Source organism: Amycolatopsis sp. CA-211722, assembly GCF_056828465.1.
Genome location: NZ_CP184752.1, coordinates 2220232 through 2241670, shown reverse-complemented (window position 1 = coordinate 2241670; position 21439 = coordinate 2220232). Strand labels below are relative to the sequence as shown.

12 protein-coding genes are annotated in these 21439 nt (G+C 70.5%); 2 read left to right on the top strand and 10 right to left on the bottom strand.

What is annotated here, in order from left to right; translation table 11 throughout:
• Window positions 1-28: 28 nt before the first annotated feature.
• Window positions 29-1336 (top strand): sensor histidine kinase, encoded by a 1308-nt coding sequence (locus ACOCEP_RS10990; RefSeq protein ID WP_482337144.1) that lies wholly within the window; start codon window positions 29-31, stop codon window positions 1334-1336.
• A gap of 16 nt (window positions 1337-1352) precedes the next feature.
• A complete protein-coding gene (locus tag ACOCEP_RS10985) occupies window positions 1353-2204 on the top strand; it encodes a class I SAM-dependent methyltransferase (RefSeq protein WP_482337143.1) in 852 nt (283 codons plus the stop codon).
• 229 nt (window positions 2205-2433) lie between these two features.
• On the opposite strand, the gene ACOCEP_RS10980 is transcribed toward ACOCEP_RS10985, so the two are convergent.
• The 10 genes from ACOCEP_RS10980 to ACOCEP_RS10935 all read right to left on the bottom strand — a co-directional run bounded on the left by ACOCEP_RS10980 (window position 2434) and on the right by ACOCEP_RS10935 (window position 21297).
• The gene (locus ACOCEP_RS10980) at window positions 2434-4362 is read right to left on the bottom strand and encodes a TNT domain-containing protein (RefSeq protein WP_482337142.1); all 1929 of its coding nucleotides are present in this window, start codon (window positions 4360-4362) and stop codon (window positions 2434-2436) included.
• A 40-nt stretch (window positions 4363-4402) separates the two neighbouring features.
• Complete coding sequence (locus tag ACOCEP_RS10975) at window positions 4403-5491, bottom strand: ADP-ribosylglycohydrolase family protein (RefSeq protein WP_482337141.1); 1089 nt, start codon at window positions 5489-5491, stop codon at window positions 4403-4405.
• Window positions 5492-5495: 4 nt separating this feature from the next.
• Window positions 5496-7520, bottom strand: coding sequence for a YrhB domain-containing protein (locus ACOCEP_RS10970; RefSeq protein WP_482337140.1), 2025 nt, complete (start codon window positions 7518-7520; stop codon window positions 5496-5498).
• A gap of 196 nt (window positions 7521-7716) precedes the next feature.
• On the bottom strand, window positions 7717-9963 hold the full coding sequence (locus ACOCEP_RS10965; protein WP_482337139.1) for an ADP-ribosylglycohydrolase family protein: 2247 nt from the start codon (window positions 9961-9963) through the stop codon (window positions 7717-7719).
• Window positions 9964-11433, bottom strand: coding sequence for a TNT domain-containing protein (locus tag ACOCEP_RS10960; protein WP_482337138.1), 1470 nt, complete (start codon window positions 11431-11433; stop codon window positions 9964-9966).
• Between the two features lie 5 nt (window positions 11434-11438).
• Window positions 11439-11885, bottom strand: a complete 447-nt coding sequence (locus ACOCEP_RS10955; RefSeq protein ID WP_482337137.1) for a hypothetical protein — start codon at window positions 11883-11885, stop codon at window positions 11439-11441.
• On the bottom strand, window positions 11882-19000 hold the full coding sequence (locus tag ACOCEP_RS10950; protein WP_482339681.1) for a WXG100-like domain-containing protein: 7119 nt from the start codon (window positions 18998-19000) through the stop codon (window positions 11882-11884). The genes ACOCEP_RS10955 and ACOCEP_RS10950 overlap by 4 nt, the downstream gene beginning before the upstream one ends.
• Before the next feature lie 10 nt (window positions 19001-19010).
• On the bottom strand, window positions 19011-19340 hold the full coding sequence (locus ACOCEP_RS10945) for a WXG100 family type VII secretion target (protein ID WP_482337136.1): 330 nt from the start codon (window positions 19338-19340) through the stop codon (window positions 19011-19013).
• A complete protein-coding gene (locus ACOCEP_RS10940; protein WP_482337135.1) occupies window positions 19340-19951 on the bottom strand; it encodes a YbaB/EbfC family nucleoid-associated protein in 612 nt (203 codons plus the stop codon). The genes ACOCEP_RS10945 and ACOCEP_RS10940 overlap by 1 nt, the downstream gene beginning before the upstream one ends.
• A gap of 83 nt (window positions 19952-20034) precedes the next feature.
• Window positions 20035-21297 carry an MFS transporter gene (locus tag ACOCEP_RS10935; RefSeq protein ID WP_482337134.1) on the bottom strand — a complete coding sequence of 421 codons (1263 nt, stop codon included), beginning with the start codon at window positions 21295-21297 and terminating at the stop codon, window positions 20035-20037.
• Window positions 21298-21439: the final 142 nt, after the last annotated feature.

The following is a 21439-nucleotide window of genomic DNA, read 5'->3' as shown; positions in this document are numbered from 1 at the left end:
GCCGGTGCTCCGGGCAGGGGGAAAATCCATGGCGAAGCGGCCGCCCAGTTTTCTGGTGACGTTGCTGCGTCGGGGCGCGCCCGCGCTGGCGACGGCGACGAGCGAGCTGTCGGACGAGGTCGGCGATCCGACACCGATGCGCGCGCTCCGGCGGATCCAGCACATGTCGGGGCCCATCGACACGGCCCATCGCGACAACCTGCTGCTCAGAGCCGCCCGCTACGTCGCCCTCGTCCCGCTGGTCTACCGGCTCTTCGCGGTGCCCGGCGCGTTCGGCGTCTACGTCTCCACGCACGGCATGATCGGGATCGGGCCGGTCGGGCTGGTGGCCCTCGGCTCGGCCGGGCTCTCGCTGTACGGCATCCGGTGGATGCTGCGCTCGGCGCCGTTCCGCCCGCAGCACGCCGTCCGGCTGCTGGCGGTCGACCTCGTGTTCACGCTGCTCGCGCCGCTCGCGGTCGGAGCGCTGGTGCCGGCGTCGGTGTTCACCGAAGCGATGGCGATCCCCGGCAAGCACCTGCTCGGCGAGGTCGCCCTCCTGGCGCTCGCGCTCGGCATGCCCGCCGCGGCGGCGCTCGCCGTCGGCAGCTTCCCGGTGCGGATGCTCGCGTCCCTGCTCGGCACCGGCCAGGCCGCGCCCGGCGACGCCATGGCCACCTTCCCGTCGATCCTCGGTGTCCTCTTCACCGCGAGCGGCGCGCTCGTCCTGATCGGGCTCGGCACGCGGCTCGCGCTCGCGTACGGCATCCGCAACGGCCGCATCGCCGAACGCGCCCGCCAGCACCGGATGCTCCACGACTCCGTGCTGCAGACCCTCGAAGCGATCGCACTGGCCAACAAGGGCGACCCGGCCACGCGGCTCGACGAGGTCCAGCGCCTGGCGCGGGCGCAGTCGCTGGAGCTGCGGCGGACGATCGAAACCGAGGCTTCGGAACGGTCGGAAGCGGGTTCACGGCCGCTGGGCGAGAAGCTCGCGTCGCTGGCGGCGGAGATGGCGCGGGACGGGCTGCGTGCCCAGCTGGTGATCGCCGAACTCGACGACGACACGCTTTCGGAGGTCCGGCAGATCGCCATCCGCGACGCCGTCCGCGAGTCCCTGCGCAACACGCTCAAACACGCCGGGACGGACAAGGTCGTCGTCCGGGTCGAGGAGCAGGAAGGCGGCGTCGCGGTGATCACCCGCGATCACGGCGCCGGATTCAGCCTCGACTCCCGGCCTGCCGGTTTCGGCATCAGCGAGTCCATCACCGCCCGGCTGAACGAGGTCGGCGGGACCGCGCGGGTGGAGTCCGCTCCGGGCAATGGCACCAGAGTCACCCTTTGGGTGCCGTTTTGACGGTAAACAGGAGAACATGAAGAAATCGGACGTCCTGGCCGAAGCGCTCACCGCGTATCGCGACGGTGACCGCGCCACGGCAGCGGACCTCGCCGAGCGTGCCGGATCCACGCTCGGCGTCGAACTGCACCGGTACCTGACCGAAGGCGGCGGCGGAGGTGTGTACGACCAGCCGGCCGCGTTCACGGCGTTCATCCGCGGCGGCGGGAACGTCCAGCTCTACCGGCAGCTCAGCGCCATGCTCGCCCGGCGCTACGGCAGTGTCGGTTCGCTGCTCGACCTCGGCTGCGGCGACGGGCTCGCCGTCGTCCCCGCGCTCGAACAGGCGGACCGGCAGCCGGGCCGGATCGACCTCGTCGAGCCGTCGAACGCGCTGCTCGAGGACACGCGCAAGCAGCTCGACGGCACTCACGGCCTGCACACCTGGCACGCGACCGCGCAGGAGTTCCTCGCCCGCGACGACGACCGGCAGTGGCAGCTGACGCAGTCGACCTTCGCGCTCCAGTCGATCCCGACCGGCGAGCGCACCGAGGTCCTGCGGGCGCTGCGGCCGCGCACCGCGTGCCTGGTGCTCGCTGAGTTCGACGTGCCCGAGTACGACGAAGACAGCTCCGAGTACCTGCTTTCCCTGGTCACCCGCTACGAACGCGGGATCTCGGAGTACGGCAAGGACGCGTCGCTGGTGGCGCAGGGGTTCCTGCTGCCGATCCTGCTCGGCCTGGTCAAACCGGGGGCGGACCGCACGAACTGGGAGCAGCCCGCCACCGATTGGGCTTCGCAGCTGAAGGAAGCGGGTTTCACCGGTATCCGGATCGAGCCGCTCGCGGACTACTGGTGGTCGCCCGCGGTGCTGATCACCGCTTCCTGAGCCGGATCACGCCGGATCTCGCGAGTTACGCCCTCAATCACGCGAGTTACGCCTTCAAGCACGCGAGTTCCGGCTTCAGTCACGTGCGTCTCAGGTGCGTGGAACCCGCCACTCGCGTGATTGAAGGCGACACACGCGTGATTGAAGGCGTAACTCGCGTGATCAGAGCCGGATCACCTTCAAGCACGCGAGTTACGCCTCCAGACACGCATGTTCCGCCTCGGCGCGGCTACTGGACGCGGGAAAGCGCGCCGGTTTCGAGGTGCTGGGCGATCGGCCGGGGCAGCACGTAGGCCACGGCCCCGCCCGGTGTCCCGTTCCACGGCGCGGTGATACCGGTGACCACGCGCAGCGGCCGTACGACGCGGTAGAGGCGGCGTTCCCGTTCGCGGTCCGCGGCCAGCGACGTCTCGATGAACCGCGCCGATTCGGCGTGCACGAGGTTGCCGGTCTCGTTCCCGAACCGCTGCACCGTGGTGCCCGACGGCAGGACGACGATCCGCTTGCGGCGGAAGAAGTTCAGCGGCGGTTCGCCCCGAAGCGGCAGGATCGGCCAGTCGGCCGGGTTGTCGGACTCCTCGTTCGCGCCCACCGCGCCGCGCGCCGGGTACAGCAGCAGGGTGCCGAGGAAGAACCGCGCCGCCTCTTCGAGTTTGGCGAACGCCACCGGCTCGTCCGTCGGCGGACGCGAGACCTCCCAGCCGCTCTCGGTGCGGCGCAGGGTCCAGAGGCCGGGTTCCGGTACCGCGTTCGCGCCGATCCGGTAGGACGTCGGCGCCACCCCGTGCTCGGCCAGCCGCTGGTACAGCACGTCCAGTACCTCGACGGCCCGGATGTCGCGCGCGGGTTCGCCGTCGCGTTCGACGCGGGTGCGGGCACTTTCGTCCGGCAGGTCCGCCGCGGTCTGCGGCGGCCGCGGCTTGCCGACGATCTCCGCCTCGGCGGTCGCCCGCACCAGCTCGCCGACCAGCGGCGGCCGGAATCCGGCGGCCCGGATGTGCTCGATCAGCTCCGGCTCCGGCGGCACCCCGTACTTGCGCAGGTAGTGCGGGACCGCGGCGGGCCAGATCCACACGCCGTCGGTGTGGAAGGCGTTCGGCACGTCCGGCGGGCCGTTCGGGGTGAAGATGTCAGGCTGCGGGCCCGGCCGGGTCAGCGCCACCGGCGAGCGGAAGAGGTAGTCCAGGACGCCGCGCATCATCTCCGGCGGCACCGGCGGCCGGTTGACGACCGGGCGTTCCCCCTCGTTGTGCGCGTCGACGACCTTCGCGTGCCGGAACACGACGTCCAGCGGCAGTCCCGCCTTGGCCGAAAGCCAGGCCGGGACGTGCTTGGTGTCGCGCGGGAAGATCGCGAGCTCGGTCGCGTACGCGCGCGGCGACGGTTTCCCGCCCTCGTTCGGCGCGAGCCGCCAGGTCGGTTCCTGCTCGGCGTCGAAGTCGAAGTCGAAATGCGATTCCGAGTCGAGCGTGAAGGTGCCCTGGAACCAGGTGCCGGTCTCGGGCTGGTGCATCGCCGCGCGCAACCGCGCGAACAGCGAACCGAGCTCCGGCGGGGCCGCGATCGACACCGACACCGGGCCGTTGCCCTCGTCGCCGACCGAGCGGACCTCCAGTTCGGAGTAGTCGCCGACCTGCCGGAACTGGGCGCCGACGCGCTGCCAGCCCGTCGGCAGCACCCGCAGCAGGGTCCGGCCGATGCCACGCAGCAGCGCGCCCTGGTCACCCGTGCCGATCGCCGGCCGGGCGTCCGGTGTCTCGACGAAGTCGTGCCTGGTCTGCCACAACGCCGTCAGCCTTGACGGCGAGGCGGTGGTCGAGAAGTCCGTCAGGCCCAGTTCGGCCGCGCGGGCCGCGTCCTCGCCCGCCCACCGCAAGGTCAGGTCGCCGCCGGCGGTGTTCGGCGCGATCTGGAAGTGCTCGTCGTCGAACCGGCCGTGCGACTGGAGGCTGAAGGTCGCCCCGACCTCGCCGTTCAGCACGACCCGGGCCGGACGGCCGTTCCAGTCGCGATCGAAACCCTCGGGCGCCGCTTCCCCCGGCGGCGCGATGAGCAGCAGCGTGCCGTCTTCGGTCGACCGCTGGGCCGCGAAGACGGTGTCCCCCCAGACGGCGTACAGGCCATCCGGCCGCTCCGCCGCTTGAACCCGGTAACGCACTATGTGTCCCCTCCCCAAGTACCCCAAACCGGAGGTAAATCTAGTGGGCCGGATAGCGGGCGTACCACCGGTCGTCACCCGGTGCGTTCCCGCCGAACTCCGCGAGCGCGTCGTCCGCCAGCCGTCCGATCACCTCGGCCAGTTCCAGCTTTTCGAGCCAGTCCGGCCGCAAGGCCTGTTCGCCGTACATCGCGCCGACGAGGTTCCCGCAGACCGACCCCGTCGAGTCGCTGTCGCCACTGTGGTTCACCGACACGAGCAGCGCGGTGTTCGCGTCCGTGGTGGTCAGGGCGACGTAGACCGACATGGAGAGCGCGGTTTCGCCGATGTTCCCCTGGCCGAGGGTTTCGAGCTTCTCCGGCGTCGGGGCACCTTGCCCGGCCAGGGCGAGCGCCTGGTCCAGCGCGACGCTCTGCTCTTCGTGCCCTTGGTACTTCTCCAGCTCGGCGCGGGCGGTCGCGACGGCGTCGAGCAGCGGTTTCCCGAGCAGCAGCTCGCGCACGATCACCGCGAAGGCACCCGACGAGAGATACCCGCTCGGGTGACCGTGCGTCAGGGCCGCGCTCTCGGCGCCGAGGCGGAACACCTCGGCCAGGTCGTCCGACCACAACGCGATCGGCGCGGCGCGCATGATCCCGCCGCAGCCCTTCGAGTTGTTCACCGGTTTGTCCATACCGGCGCGCACGCCCGTCTTGCCGTACGCCTCCAGCTCGCTGAAGCAGGTGAGGCCGGGCGCGCGACGGCTGAACAGCTCGCGGTTCGTGATCAGCCAGCCGTCCGGTTCCGCGCTCGTGTCCCGCGGGCCGCGGGCTCGTTCCCACGAGACGCCCTGGGTGTGCAGCCAGCGCTGGTAGGCCAGCTGCAACGACTGCTCGACGGGTTCGGTCCCGTGGTGGGCCCTGATCAGGCCTTCCAGGGTGAACAGCGTCATCTGGGTGTCGTCGGTGATCCGGCCGACGCCGCCGTACGCGGGGATCAGGTCGGTGATCCCGGCGGGTCCGGCGATCTCCCGGATGCGGTCGATCGAGTCGAACTCGGTCTTCGCGCCGAGCGCGTCGCCGATCGCGCCGGCGAACAGGCTGCCGCGCAGCCGCGACCTGGTCGCCGGATCTTGAAGCCACTCGCGCATTTCTCTACTGATCTCCTCGTGGATACCGGTTCGCGTCCCAGCGTCGCCGCTCTTCGGGTTCGCGGGGCAGGCCGAAGCGGTTGAAGTAGTAATACGCGTCGCCCGCCATGGCGTCGACGACGCCGAGACCGGCGTACGCGGCGAGCCAGGCCTCCGGCAGGCCGGGCACGGTGAGTCTGGCGCCCACCATCGCCCCGGTCAGCGCCGCGGTCACTGGGCCGCCGCGAACGGCCAGCGCCAGCGCCGCTTCGGCGTCGTAACCCCGTTTCGCGGCGGCGAACAGCGCCCGGCCGAGCACCGAGAGCGGCGTCCGGCCGTCACCGATGCTGTCGAACTGCTCGACGTCAGCGGCACTGTCGCCGTCGATGTCGTTCCGGAGATCGAGCACGGTCTTGACCAGCTCGCCGACCTCTCCGCTGTACTCGTCGAAGCCTTCGAGGAAGTTCGCGACCGCCGGTTCGCCGTTCTGGGCGGCGAGCTGGGCGCGGAACACGTTCACCAGCAGTTCGGCGCCGTGGACGACCTCGTGACCGGCGGCGGATCCGACCAGCTCGCGGACGACCTTCATCGCGTAGAACGTGCTGTCGGCGGGGCCCTGCACGCCGCCGGTCACCGTCGCGGCGAGCGCGGTCACCAACATGGCGGAGAACTCCGCGGGGGCCGGCCCGGCACCTTCGGTGGCCTTCGCTACCCAGCCGTCCGGCCGCCCACCCGCGGGCAGCGACGCCGGGATCTCGGGCTTGTCCGGGGTCGGGTCGAGGCCGCGGATCACCGATTCGGTGTGGAACAGCAGTTGCCGGGTCAGCCCGCCGAGTGGCAAGCCGTCGGCGGGATCTGCGCCCGAGCCCAAGGCGTCTCCGAGCGCGAAGCCGACGTACGCCCCGAGAAGCCGCGGGTACGCGAAGCTGCCGACGGGGAGCGTCGGGTCGTAGAACTTCCCCAAGGTCCAGGCGCTCGGGCGAGGTTCGCCGTTGTCGTAGAAGTGCGTCACGAGACCGTTGGCGAACAGGTCTTCGGGCAGTTCCGGCAGCGGTCGGCCGTCGTACTTCGCCCGTGAGCGCTCGAAAGACAGCGTCGCGGCCTGCGTGTAGCGGGTGAGCTCTTCGCCGCTCAGCGGGTAGCCGTTGTCCCGCGCCTGGTCGACGAGGCTCCGCAGGTTCGCGACGGCCGGAGTGGCGTACTCCCCGCTGAAGTACGCGGGGCGCCCGACGGATTCGGGGCGCTCGGTGCCCGCCGGAAGGTCGAGGTCGGCGACCTGCCGCAGCGTTTCCGGGTAGACGTTGAAGGTCTCCGGACGGCCGGGGTTGACCAGCAGCCCCACCCCGGGATTGTCCTTGGCCCGGCGCAGGAGCACTCGGGGCTGGACCCGCTGCCACGCCGTGTACTCGGACGGCACCTGCGCTTCGGACGTGTAGACGACGAAGCGCGCGCCCGCGTCACCGAAGTCTCGGGCCTGCAGGTGGCCGTCCTTGATCGGGGCGAGGACGTCGAGGTCGAGCATCCAGTGGACGAACTCCTCCGGCGTGATCCACTCGACGCGAAGGTAGCCGAGCAGCGTCTCGACCGGGCTTTCCGGTGCCGGGCGGCCGGAGAACCGCGGCCCCGGCCGGTGGTCGGGGTTCGCGCGGACCGCGCCGGTCGGCTCGCCGTACAGCGTGTGCTGCTCCCAGCGCAGGATCGCCGCCTTCGGCACGGGCAGGCCGGGCACCGCGTCCGGGTCGAACTCGGGGTCGACGACCTCCGCCCACCGGGTGAACGCGTCCGTGTCGTCGCCTGCCGCCGAAACGGCCATCAGTTCCAGGTCGAGGCTGATCTCGCCGCCGTCGTCCGGGACGAAGGCGACCGGGCTGGGGAACAGGCCGGTGCCGGGGTCGGTCCCGTCGAGCCAGCCGACGGTGTTGTACGTGACGTTCCAGCCGTCGGTCGCGCGCACGACGTAGTCGCGGCGCACCCGCAACGCGCCGGTGCCCTCCCCGCCTCGGCCCGCCAGCCACTCCTCGACGCGGCTGACGGCTTCCTCTTCGTTCATCGTCCCCATTCCCGTTGCCTGTCGGTGAACCCGCGTTCGCGATCGACGTCGGCAGGACGCCGCTCGGTCGTGCACGTCCCGGCGGTGGAAAGGGCGCCCTGCCACCGCGATAGCGAGGCCTTCGGCCGGGGCGGGTTCACGCCTTCGGTCGCTTTTCCAGGCTGCATCTCAGCTCCGCCCCCATCCCCAGGATCCTTCACCAGCGCGGATAGCGCTGGGACCAGCCGTCGACCTCGTGCAGCGCCGAATGGCGGTCGAAGTGCCAGAACGCGTCCGTGGCGATGTTCTCCAGCAGGTAACGCAGTTCCAGTTGCTCGACCCACTTCTGCGGCAGGCCCGGGATGCCGGTGCGGGCGCCGAGCAGGGCGCCGGCGATGGCACCGGTGATCGCGCTGCGGCCGGAGTGGTTGACCGCCCGCAGCAGCGCCTGCTCCGGATAGTTCTCGAAACCGGACAGCGCCGCGAACGCGCGGCCCAGCACCGAAAGCGTGCCCTTGCCGTCGCCGATCAGCTCCGGGACCCGCAGATCGGGCAGGCCGTGCTTGCCGAAGAACGGCACCGATTCCGCGACCATCGCCTTGAGATCCGCCCAGACCGGCCCCCGCTGGTGCGGGTTCTGGTCGCTGAAGATCTCCCGGGAGGTGTTCCAGACCGGATAGCTGAACGCCTCCGAGGTGAGCGCGGGTTCGAACAGCCAGGTCAGGTAGGTCGCCGCTTCGACGTCGACCTCGCCCGGATGGGTCACCGCGACCAGGTCGCGCACCGCCTGCCGGACACCGCCGCTCATCGCGCTGCCCGGCCCGGCCGCGGTCATCGCCGCGGGCAGCGCCGCGACCAGCGCGTCCGGCCCGCTCATCGGCATCGCCGTCGGCGAGATGGTCGCCAGCGCGTGGTAGGCGTTCAGTTCGGCGTCGTCGGGGGTGCGGCGGACGCGGAGTTCCGGCACCTTCACGAGCCAGCCGTCGGCATTGTCCAGCGGCGCGCCCTGGGTGTGCAGCCAGCGCATCAGTGAGTTGCGCGCGACCGTCCCGAGCGCCTTTTCGGCGTCGCGGTTCTCCGGCTGCTCGCGATGCGGGCTGCGGATCACGGCTTCGGTGTAGAACAGCAACCGCTGGGTGAGCGGCCCGATCCGGCCGGGCAGGTCGAACGCGACCGGCAGATCGGTGACGCCGTCCGGGCCGTAGGTGGTGTGGATCTCGTCGAGCCGCATCCGGTCGACGGCCGCGCCGAGCGCCTCGCCGAGCGCGAAGCCGACGTACGCGCCCGTGACGCGTTGCCAGCCGTAACGCGAGCTGGAGCGGTCTCGCTCGAAGTACTTGCCGAAGGTGTCCAGGCGCGGCTGGATCTGGCCTTCGTTGTCGTAGCTCGGCGCCAGCCCGTTGGCCCGCAGGTCGTTCGGACGGCCGCGGGGTGGTTCCGGCTGCCGGAGCCGCGCCAGCCACGACTGCCCGAGGACGGTCTTCTGGCATTCCTCGGCGCTCAGCTCGAATCCGCGGCGGCGGGCTCGTTCGGCGGCGGCCAGCGGCGGCTTCACCGGTTCGGACAGGCCCATCTTCGCGGCGGTGTCGACGGCGAGCGTCTCCAGCTCCGGATCCGCTTCCGGGCAGCGCTCGTTGACGTCGACGCCGGGGCCCCGGCGCGGGAACCGGAGCGCGGTCTCGGCGAGCTCGGCGCCGCTGACGTCCTCGAACGTCGCGGGACCGCCGTTGATCACCAGGTTCGGCGGGCTCTCGTAACCCGCGAGGGTGGCGATGTCGACCTTCCAGTACCCGTGCTCACGGGACGGGAGGTTCCTGGTCGAGCTGAACACCCGCAGCTCGGCGCGTTCCTCGTTGAAGTAGAACCGTTCCGTCTTGCCCGACGCCAGGTCGAGCGGCACGTAGACCTCGCAGCGCAGCAGCCCGACGAGCAGCTGTTCCCTGGTCAGCCAGCCGACACTGGCGAAGGACAGCAGCGTTTCGAGCTTGTTCTCCGGCTTCGGGTAGCCGCGGCGGATCGGACCGGCCTTGTACTCCGGGTTCTCCCGTTCCTCGCCGGTCTGCACGCCTTCCGCGTTGACCTTGACCCACCCCGCGACGACCGGCGGCGGGACACCGAGGTCACCGAGCCCGGCCTTCGCGTACTCCGGGTCGACGACCTCGCGCCAGGCCTCCTGGCCGGGGAACGCGACCGGGACGCTGAGCCCGCCGGGCTGCGGATGCGCCTGGCGCAGCTCGCCGTCCGGTTCGCGGACGATCACCGACGGCGGCGGGAAGATCTCCTTCTCGGCATGACCCTCGTCGAGGAAGGCGATCGTGTTGTAGGGGACAGACCAGCCCTCGGGGATGCGCTGGACCTTCTCGTGGTCGACGCGCAGGCCGGCGCCGCCCGGTTCGGACACGTCCGGACCGTGGACCGCGCGCAGCCACTCTTCGACCTTGGCTACCGCTTCCGCCGATTCCACCTACTCGATCCTCTCCAGGCTGCCGTCGGACACGTGCTCGGCGATGGTCCTCGGGAGCACGTAGGCCACCGCCCCGCCGGGCATGTTCGCCCAGGGGACGGTGACACCGATGATCACGTGGAGCGGGCGTCGCAGCCGGTAGGTCCCACCGACACGCTCCCGTTCCAGCGGCAGGGACGTCGTGGCGAACCGTACCCCTCCGTGGTGAACCAGATTGCCGGTCTCCTCGCCGAACCGCAGTACGACCGTACCGGCGACCATCCGGCTCACGCGCTTGTTGCGGAGCAAGGTGAGGGGAGGCTCACCCGGCGCCGCCTGCACCGGCCAGTCGGCGAGTTCCTTCGCCGTCTCCAGTGGCGTCTCGTGTCCGGCGGTCATCCTCGCCGGATGCAGGAGAACCGCGCCGAGGAGCTGATGCGACGCGTCTTCGAGCTTGTCGAAGTACTTCGGCGACACCGGGGCGCCGTCCGCATAGGCCGCGACCTCCCAGCCCTTCTCGGTGAAGTTGAGGCACCAGGCGCCGTCCGCGCGGTCGCCGATGCGGTAGGCCTCCGGCCAGACGGCGTGCTCGCCGAGCCTGCTGACCAGCACGACCAGGAGTTCTTCGTCGGTCAGCACCGGATTCGGCGCTGTCTCCAGCTCCGCGGCGATGTCGCCCTCGGTCTTCTTGACGTCGGAGCGGCCGGGCTTCGGCCGCGGCTTGCCGAGCAGATCCGCTTCCGCGGTCCGCCGCACGAGGTGCTCGACATACGGCGGCTGGAACCGCTGGCCGCGGATGTGCGCGACCAGGTCCGGCTCCGGCGGGATCCCGTATTTCCGCAGGTAGTGCGGCACGGACGCGTGCCAGATCCAGGTGCCGTCGGTGTGGTAGCTCTCGGGGACGTCGTCGTCGGCCCCGGGGTCGAAGATGTCCTTCCCGAGCCCGCTGCCGGAGAGGATCGCCGGCTCCCGCTCCAGATATTGCGCGATCAGCGGCGCTTCGGACTCGTCGAGCTCCGGTCTGTCCACCACGGGCGGCTCGCCCTCGGTGTACGCGTCGACGATCCGGGCGTGCCGGAACTCGACGCGCAAGGGCAGCTGCGCGCGCAGGCGCCACCAGTCGGGGACGTGCTCGTCGTCGCGGGGGAACGCGGCCAGCTCGTCCGGGTACGCCGAAGTCGCGGGTGGCTCGGTCCACGCCGGTTCGTCGTCGAGGGTGAAGTCGAAGTCGAAGGTGCCGTCGGGCTTGAGCGTGAACCGCGACTGCAACCAGGTCCCCCGGCCGATCGCGTACATGCCGGTGCGCAGCCTGCCGAAGAGTTCGGTCAGCTCAGGCGCCGGCGCGCAGTTGTGGCCCTCGAGTTCGGTGTGGTCCCCGGCCTGCCGGAAATCGGCGACGGCCGGATGCGCCGCGTCCGCGGCACCCGAACGGATGAGCTTGCCGATCTCGACCAGCAGCCCGCGTTGCTGTTCCGGAGTGAGTTGTTCCACGTGAATCATCGCGCCCGGTTCGGGAACCGTGGTTCCGCCCGGAAGGTCGGCGGCTCCCCGGCGGCGCGGCGGGCCAGCTCGTCCTCCCACATCTTGAAGGTGCGTTCGCGCAGCGACTTGATCAGCGCCGATTCCTGCGGTTCCACGCGGCGGTTTTCCCGCTTCGCCTGCGCGTACAAGCCGTCGATGGTCTCGTAGAGCGCGAAGATCGGCCCGCCGCCCTTGAGTTCGTACGCACGGGCGCGCTCGGTCTCCTGGACGAACTTCTCTTCGGGCACCTTGCTGATGTCCGAACTCGCCATCGCCCGCAGGACCTCGCGCACGTGCTCCGGTTTTTCGTCGAACTCGCCGGTGCTCAGGTTGAGGAGGAAACCGGTCAGGCCCCCGTCGGGGGTCGATTCGACGCGGTAGGTCTTCCCGAAGTACGTGTAGAAGGACGGCGTCTGGATCACGTGTTCTCCTCAGGAGGCAGTCCCTTGCGGAGTCCGGCCATGAACTTCTCCCGGACCCGGTCCATCAGCGCCGCTTCGAGCAGTGCCTGTTCCGGGGATAACCTCTTCTTGTTGTCCTCGTCCAGTGTCCGGTTGTACGTCGGGAAGTCCCGGCGGACCTCGTACAACGCGTGCTCATAGGCCGAAACGGTGTCGATGTGCTTCAGGTGCAGCCGCAGTTCGGCGACGTGCCCGTTCGGCAGCCGGACGTTCATCTGCAGATCGCGGTACCCGCTGTCCTGCGGATTCGCGAACCGGTCGTCGAAGCTGACGATGCGGAGGTCCGGATCGTCCATCACCGCGCTCAGCGCGTTGTAGACGTCGGCCAGCGTGTCGAACTGGATCTTCACGCCCACCAGGTCGGTCAGTTTCGACGCGTCGCCGTCGTAGCCCGCGATCTTCGCCTTGGCGCGGTCGTCGTCCTTCGGACCGGGCCTGCCCGACGCGTCGCCGTTGTTCTCCTCCGCGATCCGTTCGGCGATCCGGTTGAGGTCGCCCTGGTTCCGCGGCCACGCCTCCCGCTCGGCGTCCAGGAACTCCTGGATCTTCGCGGCGTCGCCCTTGTCCGCGCGATCGAAGCCGGCGTGGTACTGATCGCCGGGCTCCACGTCGGCGGCGATGTCCGCCGCCGCGTTCGCGAGGTCCCGCTGCTCCTGCGTCAGCGGAGTGTCGCCGGGACCGTCCGCACGGACGTCGTCGATCATCTGGTAGCCGCGTTCCTCGACGTCGCGCAGGGCGTCTTCGAGGATCGGGATGGCTTCCGGGTGCAGCAGCAGGCTGCCGATGGTCATCGGGTTGTTGAGCAGCGAAGCCCGCAGATACGCGTTGTCCGGGTGCTCCATCAGCCGGACGAGTTCCGGATGCGCGGGCAGATGTTCGCGGATGAAGTCCCGCATCGGCCCGACGTCGTGCTTGACCCCGTTCTCGTCCTCGTGGACGGCCCGCTTCTTGTCCGGGTCCAGCCCGTCCACCGCGGCCGCGACCTCGGGATCGGTCAGGAACCGCTCGCCGTCGGCCCGGTCGCCGCGGGGTGGCTCGTCGTGGGCCATGCCGTAGCCCGCGTCGTGCGGCGGCGTCACGATCGGACGGCCGTCCGGCCCGATCCGTGACGGCGGCACGTCGGGCGTGTCGTCGCTGGCGAACGCGATCCGCGGGTCGACGGGCCGCTCCGACGAGGCCTCCGTCCGCGTGGTGTGCGCGTCGGTGTGCTGCGCGGCCGGGCCCTCCGGGACGCCGACGTGCATCAGCTTCATGCTCAGCGGCGGATGCGGCAGGTTCATCAGCGCGCCCGACTGAGGGTCGATGAACGCGACGCCGTCACGCGTGTTCGCCACCATCGCGACGTGCCCGCGCTCGACGCCGTTCTCGTCGAGGTACTTCACCGCCACGACCGCGTGGTGATCGGTCGGCATGCCGCGCATCTCGCGGATGACGGTGTCGTAGTCGGCGCGGTCGGAGAACTGCCCGCCGAACCGCTCTTCGACGTGCTCCAGCGTGCCGCGGCTGTCCATCTCGTGCACGAGCAGCGGATCAGCGGTCGAGTCGATGCCGTTCAGCCGGTCCATGTACGCGCCCGGCGTGCGGGTGCAGTTGGAGCGGTAGCCGTTCGCCAGCGCGTCGGGGTCGTTGAAGTGCGGGTTGACCTCGCCGAGCCGCGGGTGCCGGTCGGCGAGGTACGCGGCCTGCTGCTCGGGGCTCGCCGAACCGGCGTGGATCGCCGGTTCGCTCGGCGGGTTGGTCGCGACCGCCATCGACGAGTAATCCCGCTCGGGCGTGGGCAGCTCGATCGTGTCATCGGAGTGGTCCTGAGCGGGCTGTTCGCCGTACTCGGGCCCCTTGTCGGCGTCCGCGACCGTGTGCTCCGCCGGGTTCTCCGTGGAGAAGTGCGGGGTCTGCGGCTCGTCGAAGCCGCCGAGGCGCGCCATCGATTGCGCCTGGGCGAGACGCGCGAGTTCCGGCGCCTCCGCGGCGTGCCGGGCCCGCCGCTCGTCCATCTTCTGCTTGGCGGTCTCGGGGTCGAGGTAACGCGGGTCGCCGGGAGTGACCTCTTCGGCGTGGATGACCCACTTCGGCCGGTCGACCAGCGGCGGAGTCTTGAACTCCTTGCTGTGCACGTAAAGCTGCGTGGCCGGCTTGTTGATGGCCTCGTTCTCGCCGGGGTTCTCGGCGAGCGACGAGACGTCCTTGCCCGTCTTCGAGACGATGTGGATCTCGACGTCCTGGCCGAACTTCGACTTCGTGTCCGGCGACGTCTTGATCGTGGAGCTGGTCATCGTCGGCTCGGGGACGGTCTGCCCCGGCTCGTAGTGCGCCGCCATGATCGCGGCGGCCTGCATGTCGCCCTTGGTGTCGATACCGCGGATGGCCTCGCCGTGGAAGTCCGGCAGTTCGTTGAGCGCGCCGACGATCGCCCGGGTGCTGCGTTGGGCGTTCTCGAAGTCGGGGTGCGCTTCACCCCGGCGGTTCGCGTCGTTGATCGCGTACGCGTGTTCGCGCGAGTACGAGTAGATCGCTTCGGCGGCCTCGGGCGAGACGCGGTCCTTCAGCGGGCTGGCTTCGAGCCGCTTGAGTGCCTTCTCGCGAGCCTGCTCGGCGAGTTCGGCGCTGTCGTAGCGGTCCCGGAGGCTCTTGTGATCCTCAGGCGTGCCACGGAATCCGTCGTCCGAGAGGTAGCTCTCGTCGATTCGCGCGGGGGTTTCCTCCGGGCCCTTGAGCCGGTCGGCGATGTCGAGCTCGGTCTTGGGCGTTTCGGTGTGCGGTGCTTCCTGCGTGTGCGGCGCTTCCGGCGTGTGCGGTGCGTCGCCGCCGCCCATCGGCATCGCCTTGATCGACGTCGGATCGTCGGGCAGCGTCGCGAGCCGCCCGGTCATCGGGTCGGCGAAGACCACGCCGTGCGGCGTGTTCACCGCGGCGACGATCCGGGTCTCGACCCGGTCCTTCGACCGCGGCGAGCCTTCCGGCGCGTTCGGATCGGCGGCGGCGTGATGCTCGAACGCCACCGCGGTCCGCGCGCCGACCGGACGTTCGCCCAGCTCACGGGCGACGTCGGCGAAGCCGTTCCGGTCGGACCACTGTCCGCCGAGCCGGTCGCCGACGTGCTGCAGCGGTGAACCACTCGACGACGGCGCGGCGACCGAGTCGCCGCCGTTCATCCGGTCCTCGAACGCGACCAGCGCCTCGGCCGAGTTCGTCTGGTAGCCGTCCTTCCACGACTCGGGCGCGTAGTAGTTGCGGGTGTTGGCCTCGCCGATCGCCGGGATCTCGTCCATGAGCAGCCGGACCTGCTGGTGCGGCGTCTCGGTCGAACCGGCGTGGATGACCGGCGTCCCGCCCTCTTCGAGCGGCTTCGCCAGCTCGGACCAGCCGCCGTCGGGAGCGTGTTCCTTCGGCGGGGCGGGAAGCTCCCGGACCGGGGCGTCGGTGACGTCGATCCAGCCGCCCTCGCCGTCGGCCACCTTGGTTTCCAGCCCCGCGAGACCCTTGTTCTGGAACAGCTCCGGGTGATCGCGGCGCAGCTGGGCTTCCTGGTCGGCGGCTTCCTGCGCCAACCGCTCCTGCACGGCGTTGTTGTAGTCGCGCCGCTCGGCGACCTTCTGGTGGACCTCGTCCGGGCTCAGGTGGCCGTCGTCACCGGCGACGACCTCTTCGCATTCGACGATCCACTTCGGCAGGTCGTTGGGCGATCCGTCGTCGAGACGCTTCTTGTAGTCCGGGTGATCGGGGTGCCCCGGGCCCATCTTGACGTCGGTGACGCGCAACTGCGTCGCCGATTTCATCAGTACCTCGCGTTCGTCCTTTATGGACGCGAGGTCTTCGATGTGGCGCCCGGTCTTCGACTGGATGCGCATCTCGACTTCACCGGGGAAGGTGCTGCGCGGATGCTCGGCGGTGACCCGCGACGTGCTCAGCATCTGCGGATCGACGATGACCTGGCCCCTGGCGTGCGCTTCGAGGAAGGCCCGGATCGCGCTCTCGTTGCCCCCGAAGTTGACCCGCCGCGAGACGAGCCCCTCGTAAGCGGGCATCTCGTTGAGGCCGGAGGTGATCGCCTCGATGTGCGGACGGAGCGCTTCCAGCTCCGCGCCGCCGTGACGCTGGGCGTGCGTGATCCGCTCGGCCATGTCGGTGCGCGTGTAGCTGTGCACCGCGTAGGCGCCCTGGTCCGACATCTCCTTGACGCGCGGATCTTCGTGGGCGTCACGTTTGGCGAGACCTTCACGGCGGACCTGTTCGCTCCGCGCTTCCCCGGTGTCCTTGTCGAAACCGCGCTTGTCGATCTGCGTTTCGGCGAGCGCGCGGTAGGCGGCGGGATCGTCAGTGTGGAAGTCCGGATCCGTCAGGTACGGCTCGTCGACCGTGGTCCGGTCGCCGGGCGTGGCGTCCTGGGGCGCCTCGGTGTCCTTGGGGGCCTCGACGTCGTTCGGAGTGTCGGTGTCCTTGGGGGCGTCGGTGTCCTTGGGAGCTTCGACGTCCTTCGGGGCGTCGACGTCCTTCGGGAGCTCGGTGTCCTTGGGCAGGTTGTTCTCGCCGCGGTCCTGTGGTGCCTGCTGCGGCGCGTGCTCCACCGGCCGCGCCGGCGGCTGCTGCTGCGGACGTTGCGGCTGCTGGGGCCCCGCGTTCGGGTCGTGGCCAGGACGCGGTGCCGGGACCTGCGGCGGACGCTGCGGACCCCCGAAACGTGGCGGCTCGGCGCCGGGCGGCATCGGCCTGCCGGGCTGCTGTCCCGGATGCCCCGGACGGCCGGGGTGATGCCCGGGCTGGTGACCGGGTGGCGGCGGCACGGGGCCGCGGTTGCCGGGGAACGGACCGTTGCCCGGATGCTGGGGCCGCGGCGGAGGCGGCGGGTAGCCCGCCGGGCCGCGGTTGCCCGGAGGCGGACCGGGCGGAGGTGTCTGCGGACGCGGCGGAACCCCGCCGTTCGGGCCCGGACCAGGCCCAGGCCTGCCTTGGTAACCCTGAGGGGGCCTCGGCGGACCCTGCGGGCCGGGGGGCTGCGGTGGTTGCTGAGGACGCTGCGGATATCCACCCTGGCCGGGATGTTGCTGCGGCGGACGGGGACCCATCGGACCTGGCTGTCCCTGCGGTCCTCGCGGTGGCATGGGGCCGCCACCACCGGGCGGAGGCGGCGGAGGCGGCGCGAAACCACCCGGAGGCGGCGGCTGCATCGGCTGCTGGCCCTGGAAGGGCATCGGGGCGGGCGGCTGGTCGAAACGCGGCTGCTGAGGTCCGCCGTTGCCCGCGAAACCCGCGGCCTGGACGCTGTCGTTCGGCCGGACCGGCCGGGACGGATCGTGCCCGGGAGGCGGGAAACCGCCGCCTGGGGTGGGCCCGTTGCCGCCGGGCCCCATGCCGTAGCCACCCGACGGAGCGGCCGAGCTCGAACCCGGGTTCGACGCCATGCCGTACCCGCCCGTGGACGCGGAGGCCGCGGGCGGCATCGCGCTGGATTGCGAAGGACTCGGCGACGCGCCCGAAGCGGGCGTCGGCGTGGAACTCGCCGCAGGTGTCTGCGCCTGCGACTGGGCGGCGGGTGCCTGCTGCTGATTACCCGACGCGGCTTGCTGCTGCTGACCGGATCCGTTGTCGGCGGCGGCCGCCGGAGCGTTCTGGTGGGTCTGCGCCGCACGCTGACCGTCCCCGGTGTTCGCCGGGGCGTCGGCCGGACGTTCCGGAGCCTGCATGGACGACTGGCTGACCCGGTCGCTCTCCGCCGTCCGCTGCGGGCCGCTCTCCGAACGCGGCTGCGGATCGGCGGAGGCGTCCGAACCGCGGCTCGAAGCCGCCTGACCGTCCGAAGTGGACCGTGGTGCCGGATCCGGCGAAGAGTCCGACCGCGAAGAGGAACCGGAGTCCGAGGAGGAGCGCGAGTCCGACGAAGTGCCCGAGTCCGAGGAAGAGCGCGAGTCCGACGAAGTGCCCGAGTCTGACGAAGAACCCGAGTCCGAGGAGGAGCCACTGTCCGAAGAAGAGCGCGAGTCCGAGGAGGAACCCGAGTCCGAGGAGGAGCCACTGTCCGAAGAAGATCCCGAATCCGACGACCCCGGAGTACGCGAACCCGTCCCCGCGTCCCCGGTATCCACATCCGGCGTCGAAGGACCCGAATCGCCGGGCGTGTTCGCGGCCTTGATGTCGCCGATCTGGCTCTTCGCCCCGTCGACACCGCCGCCGACCGCTCCACCGGACGCGCCCATCAGCACGTCCTTGGCCGAAAGCTTGTCCAGGTCACCGGTGACGGCCGCCTGCCCGACCGTGCTGGCGACCCCTTCGGCCGCGCCGCGCACGGCACCGCGCGCCGCGCTGTCGACGATCTGGCCGCCGACGCTGTCGGAAAGCCCCTTGGTGGCGCCCTTGCCGATACTGCTGCTGCCCGCGCCGACCACACCGTCGACGGCGCCGCTGATCGCGGAATCCTTGGTCTTGCTGAAGTCCCAGCTCTCGCGGTCGCCCTTGGCCATCTGCAGACCTTGGATGCCCGCGTCCATGGCGAGGTTCATCGCCGTGTTCTGCAGGACCTCTTTACCGATCTTCTTCAGGCCCTCCTTGAGAAGTTTCTCCAGGAGTTCCTTCGCGACCTTCTTGAAGCCTTCCTGCGCGAGCTTCTGCATCAGCTGGCGGAAGATCATCTGGACGGTCATGCGGGTGGCGATCTGCGCCGGCGCGATCCCGGCCGTCGAACCACCGAAGGTCACCGCCGCGGCCGCGATCATCGCGACGATCTGCGCGGCCAGGATCACCAGCGAGATGATGATCATGTACTTCGTGTACTCGACGTCCAGCGCGGTCGCGTTGCACGAGTCGCCGAGCGCCTTCGAGGAATCGGCGAGCGACTTGAAGTACGCCTCGTCACCCTCGACGAACTTCTTCCAGGCCTCGGCGAACTTCTCCGCACCCTGGCCGCTCCAGCCGCCGAGGACCTCGGTGGCGCCCTTGGTCGCGGTGTCGGCGATCGGCTGGATCGCCTTCGAAGCGTTGTGCCAGGCGTCGCGCAGTTCGCGGAGCTTGTCCTCGTCGCCTTCGGGCCAGCTTTCCCCGACGACGATCGGCAAGAGCCACTTGACCGCGTCGGGCATCTCCATACCCACGGCGCTAGACCTTCTTGTCCAACGTCGACTTGATCTCTTCCTCGGCGTTCGTGAACGCGGTCATCGACCGTTCGACGTTGTGCTGCATGCCCCGCAGCGCCTCGACGACGTTCGCGAATCCCTCGGACGAGCCCTGCGCGCCGGGCTCGTAGTCCTTCGCGAACTCCTTGCCCGCGTCGTCGTTGCCCCAGCACTGGCCGAGCGAGTTCATCGCGGCCACCAGTTCCTTGCCCGCCTCGTCCAGCTGGTCCGCGGCGATCCCCAATTTGGCCGCGGCCGACTTCACCGCGTCCGGGTCCGCGGTGAACCCGGCGCCGCCCCCACCGTTCGGCATCAGACTCCCCTGGTCAGCCAGCTCGAGGGCGGCTCTTCCTCATCGTCGTCCTGCTGACGCACCCGCTTCGGAACCGGTTTCGGTGTCGGCGGCGCGGGCGGCGGCGGAGGCGGCGGCGGGGTGTCGTCCTTGATCATCAGGGGGGCGTCGAAGTCTTCGTCGGACTTCGCGGGCGCGGCCTCCTCCTCTTCCGCGAGGAAGTCCGGGATCGCCGGCATCAGCCCTTGCAGTGAAGGCGCGCCTTCGATGAGGTCCGAGAGGTCCGGCAGCCCTTCGGTGATCGGGGCCATCAGCTCGGCGACCTGCTGCTTGACCTGCAGCGATCCCTGGCGGACCAGGGTCAGCACGGTGTTGGCCAGCTGCGCGGCGTTGGTGCGCTCGAAGGCGTTCGGCTGGATTTCGAGTTTGGCGAGGGTGCCGGTCGCGTCGATGGTGGCGCGGACGAGGCCGTCCTGCGAGACCACCGTCGCCGACGTCTGCGAAGCGGCTTCCTGCGCGTCCCGGAGCTGGGCCGTCTGCCGCTCGAACTGTTCGAGCAGCGTGTCGACCTGGTCCTTCATGGCGGCATTGCGCGCTTCGAGGCGTGCGCTGTCGTCGCCGGCCGTCGTCACTTGAGCCCCCGCGAGTGCTTGATCCCGGGCATACGCCACCCGGTGTCGGTAAGCGTCACCCTAATGCCAACGCTCGCGTCATATCACCGGATCTGGCGTTTTCGCACGGCGAGCAGATGGCCGGCCGCTCCCGCCAGGTAGAGCACTGTCGCCGTGATGAGCAGCCCCGGCGAGCGGCCGTCGGCCGGGATCACCGTGGCGGCCAGCGAGACCGCGACGACCTGGGTGATGTTGAAGAGCGTGTCGTAAAGCGCGAAGACCCGGCCCCTCGCTTCGTCGGCGACGTCGAGCTGCACCGAGGAATCGACGGACAGTTTCAGCACCTGTCCGGCGCCGGACACCAGGAACGCCGCGAGCAACGCGGTGGGGATCGCCATCGGCAGGCCGAGCGCGGACTGCGCGACCGCCGCCAGCACCAGCGCCCCCACCACGACGCGGACCCTGCCGAACCGCTTGATCAGCCGGGCGGTCAGCAATCCGGCGACGAGGATCCCGACACCGGCGAAAGCCGCCATCTGGCCCAGCCCTGTCATTCCGGCGGCGAAGTGGTTGCGCATCAGCAGCACGGTCACCAGCAGCGAGATGCCGTACGACGCGCGATGGGCGAACAGCGCGACGAATCCGGCCGTCACGCTGGGCGTCCGCCACGCCGCCCTCGCGCCGTCCGCCAGCCCACGGGCGACGGCGAGCGCCGGGTTCGACGGTTCGTCGACCGTCGACGGTCCGAGCAGCCCGCGCGCGAATCCCGAGGCCAGGACGGCGGCGCCGATCCCGCCCAGCGCGGCGATGGCGGTGACCCACGCGGAACCGGCGTCGTCGGCGCCGGTCAGCGCGCGGAGGCCGATCGCGCAGCCGCCACCGACCACGGCGAGCACCGAACCCCAGGTCGCGGCGAAGGCGTTCGCGGCTACCACGGACTTCTCTTCGACGACGTGCGGAAGCGACGCGGACAGCCCCGAGCCGATGAACCGTGAGATGCCCTCGGACGCCAGCGCCAGGGAGAACAGCCCGATCCCGGCCGCTCCCGTGCCCACGGCGACGGCCGTCGCGAGGATGGTGGCCGACCGCAGCAGGCTCGCGAAGATCAGGACCTTCCGGCGGTCCCAGCGGTCGAGCAGCGCACCCGCGAACGGGCCGACGAGCGAATACGGCAGCAGCAACGCCGCGAACCCGCCCGCCATGGCGAGCGCGTCGGCGGCGCGTTCGGGGTTGAAGAGGACGGCTCCGGCCAGCCCGGCCTGGTACATGCCGTTGCCCCAGTGCGCGGAGAACCGCGTGAACAGCAGTCGGCGGAAGTCACGGTCGCGGACGAACGCCCTGGTGGGCGCCGTGGCGGTGGTCGTCACGGGACCAGCATATTGAAGGTGGCCGATGCGCTTTGAGGTCGCCTCTCGGCGGCTATGCGCAGTGTGGCTCCAGCCGGACGGTATTCCACAAAGGCGGTTCTTCAGTGAGCCCGGGGGACACGGAAAGCGCACCGACCGTTGT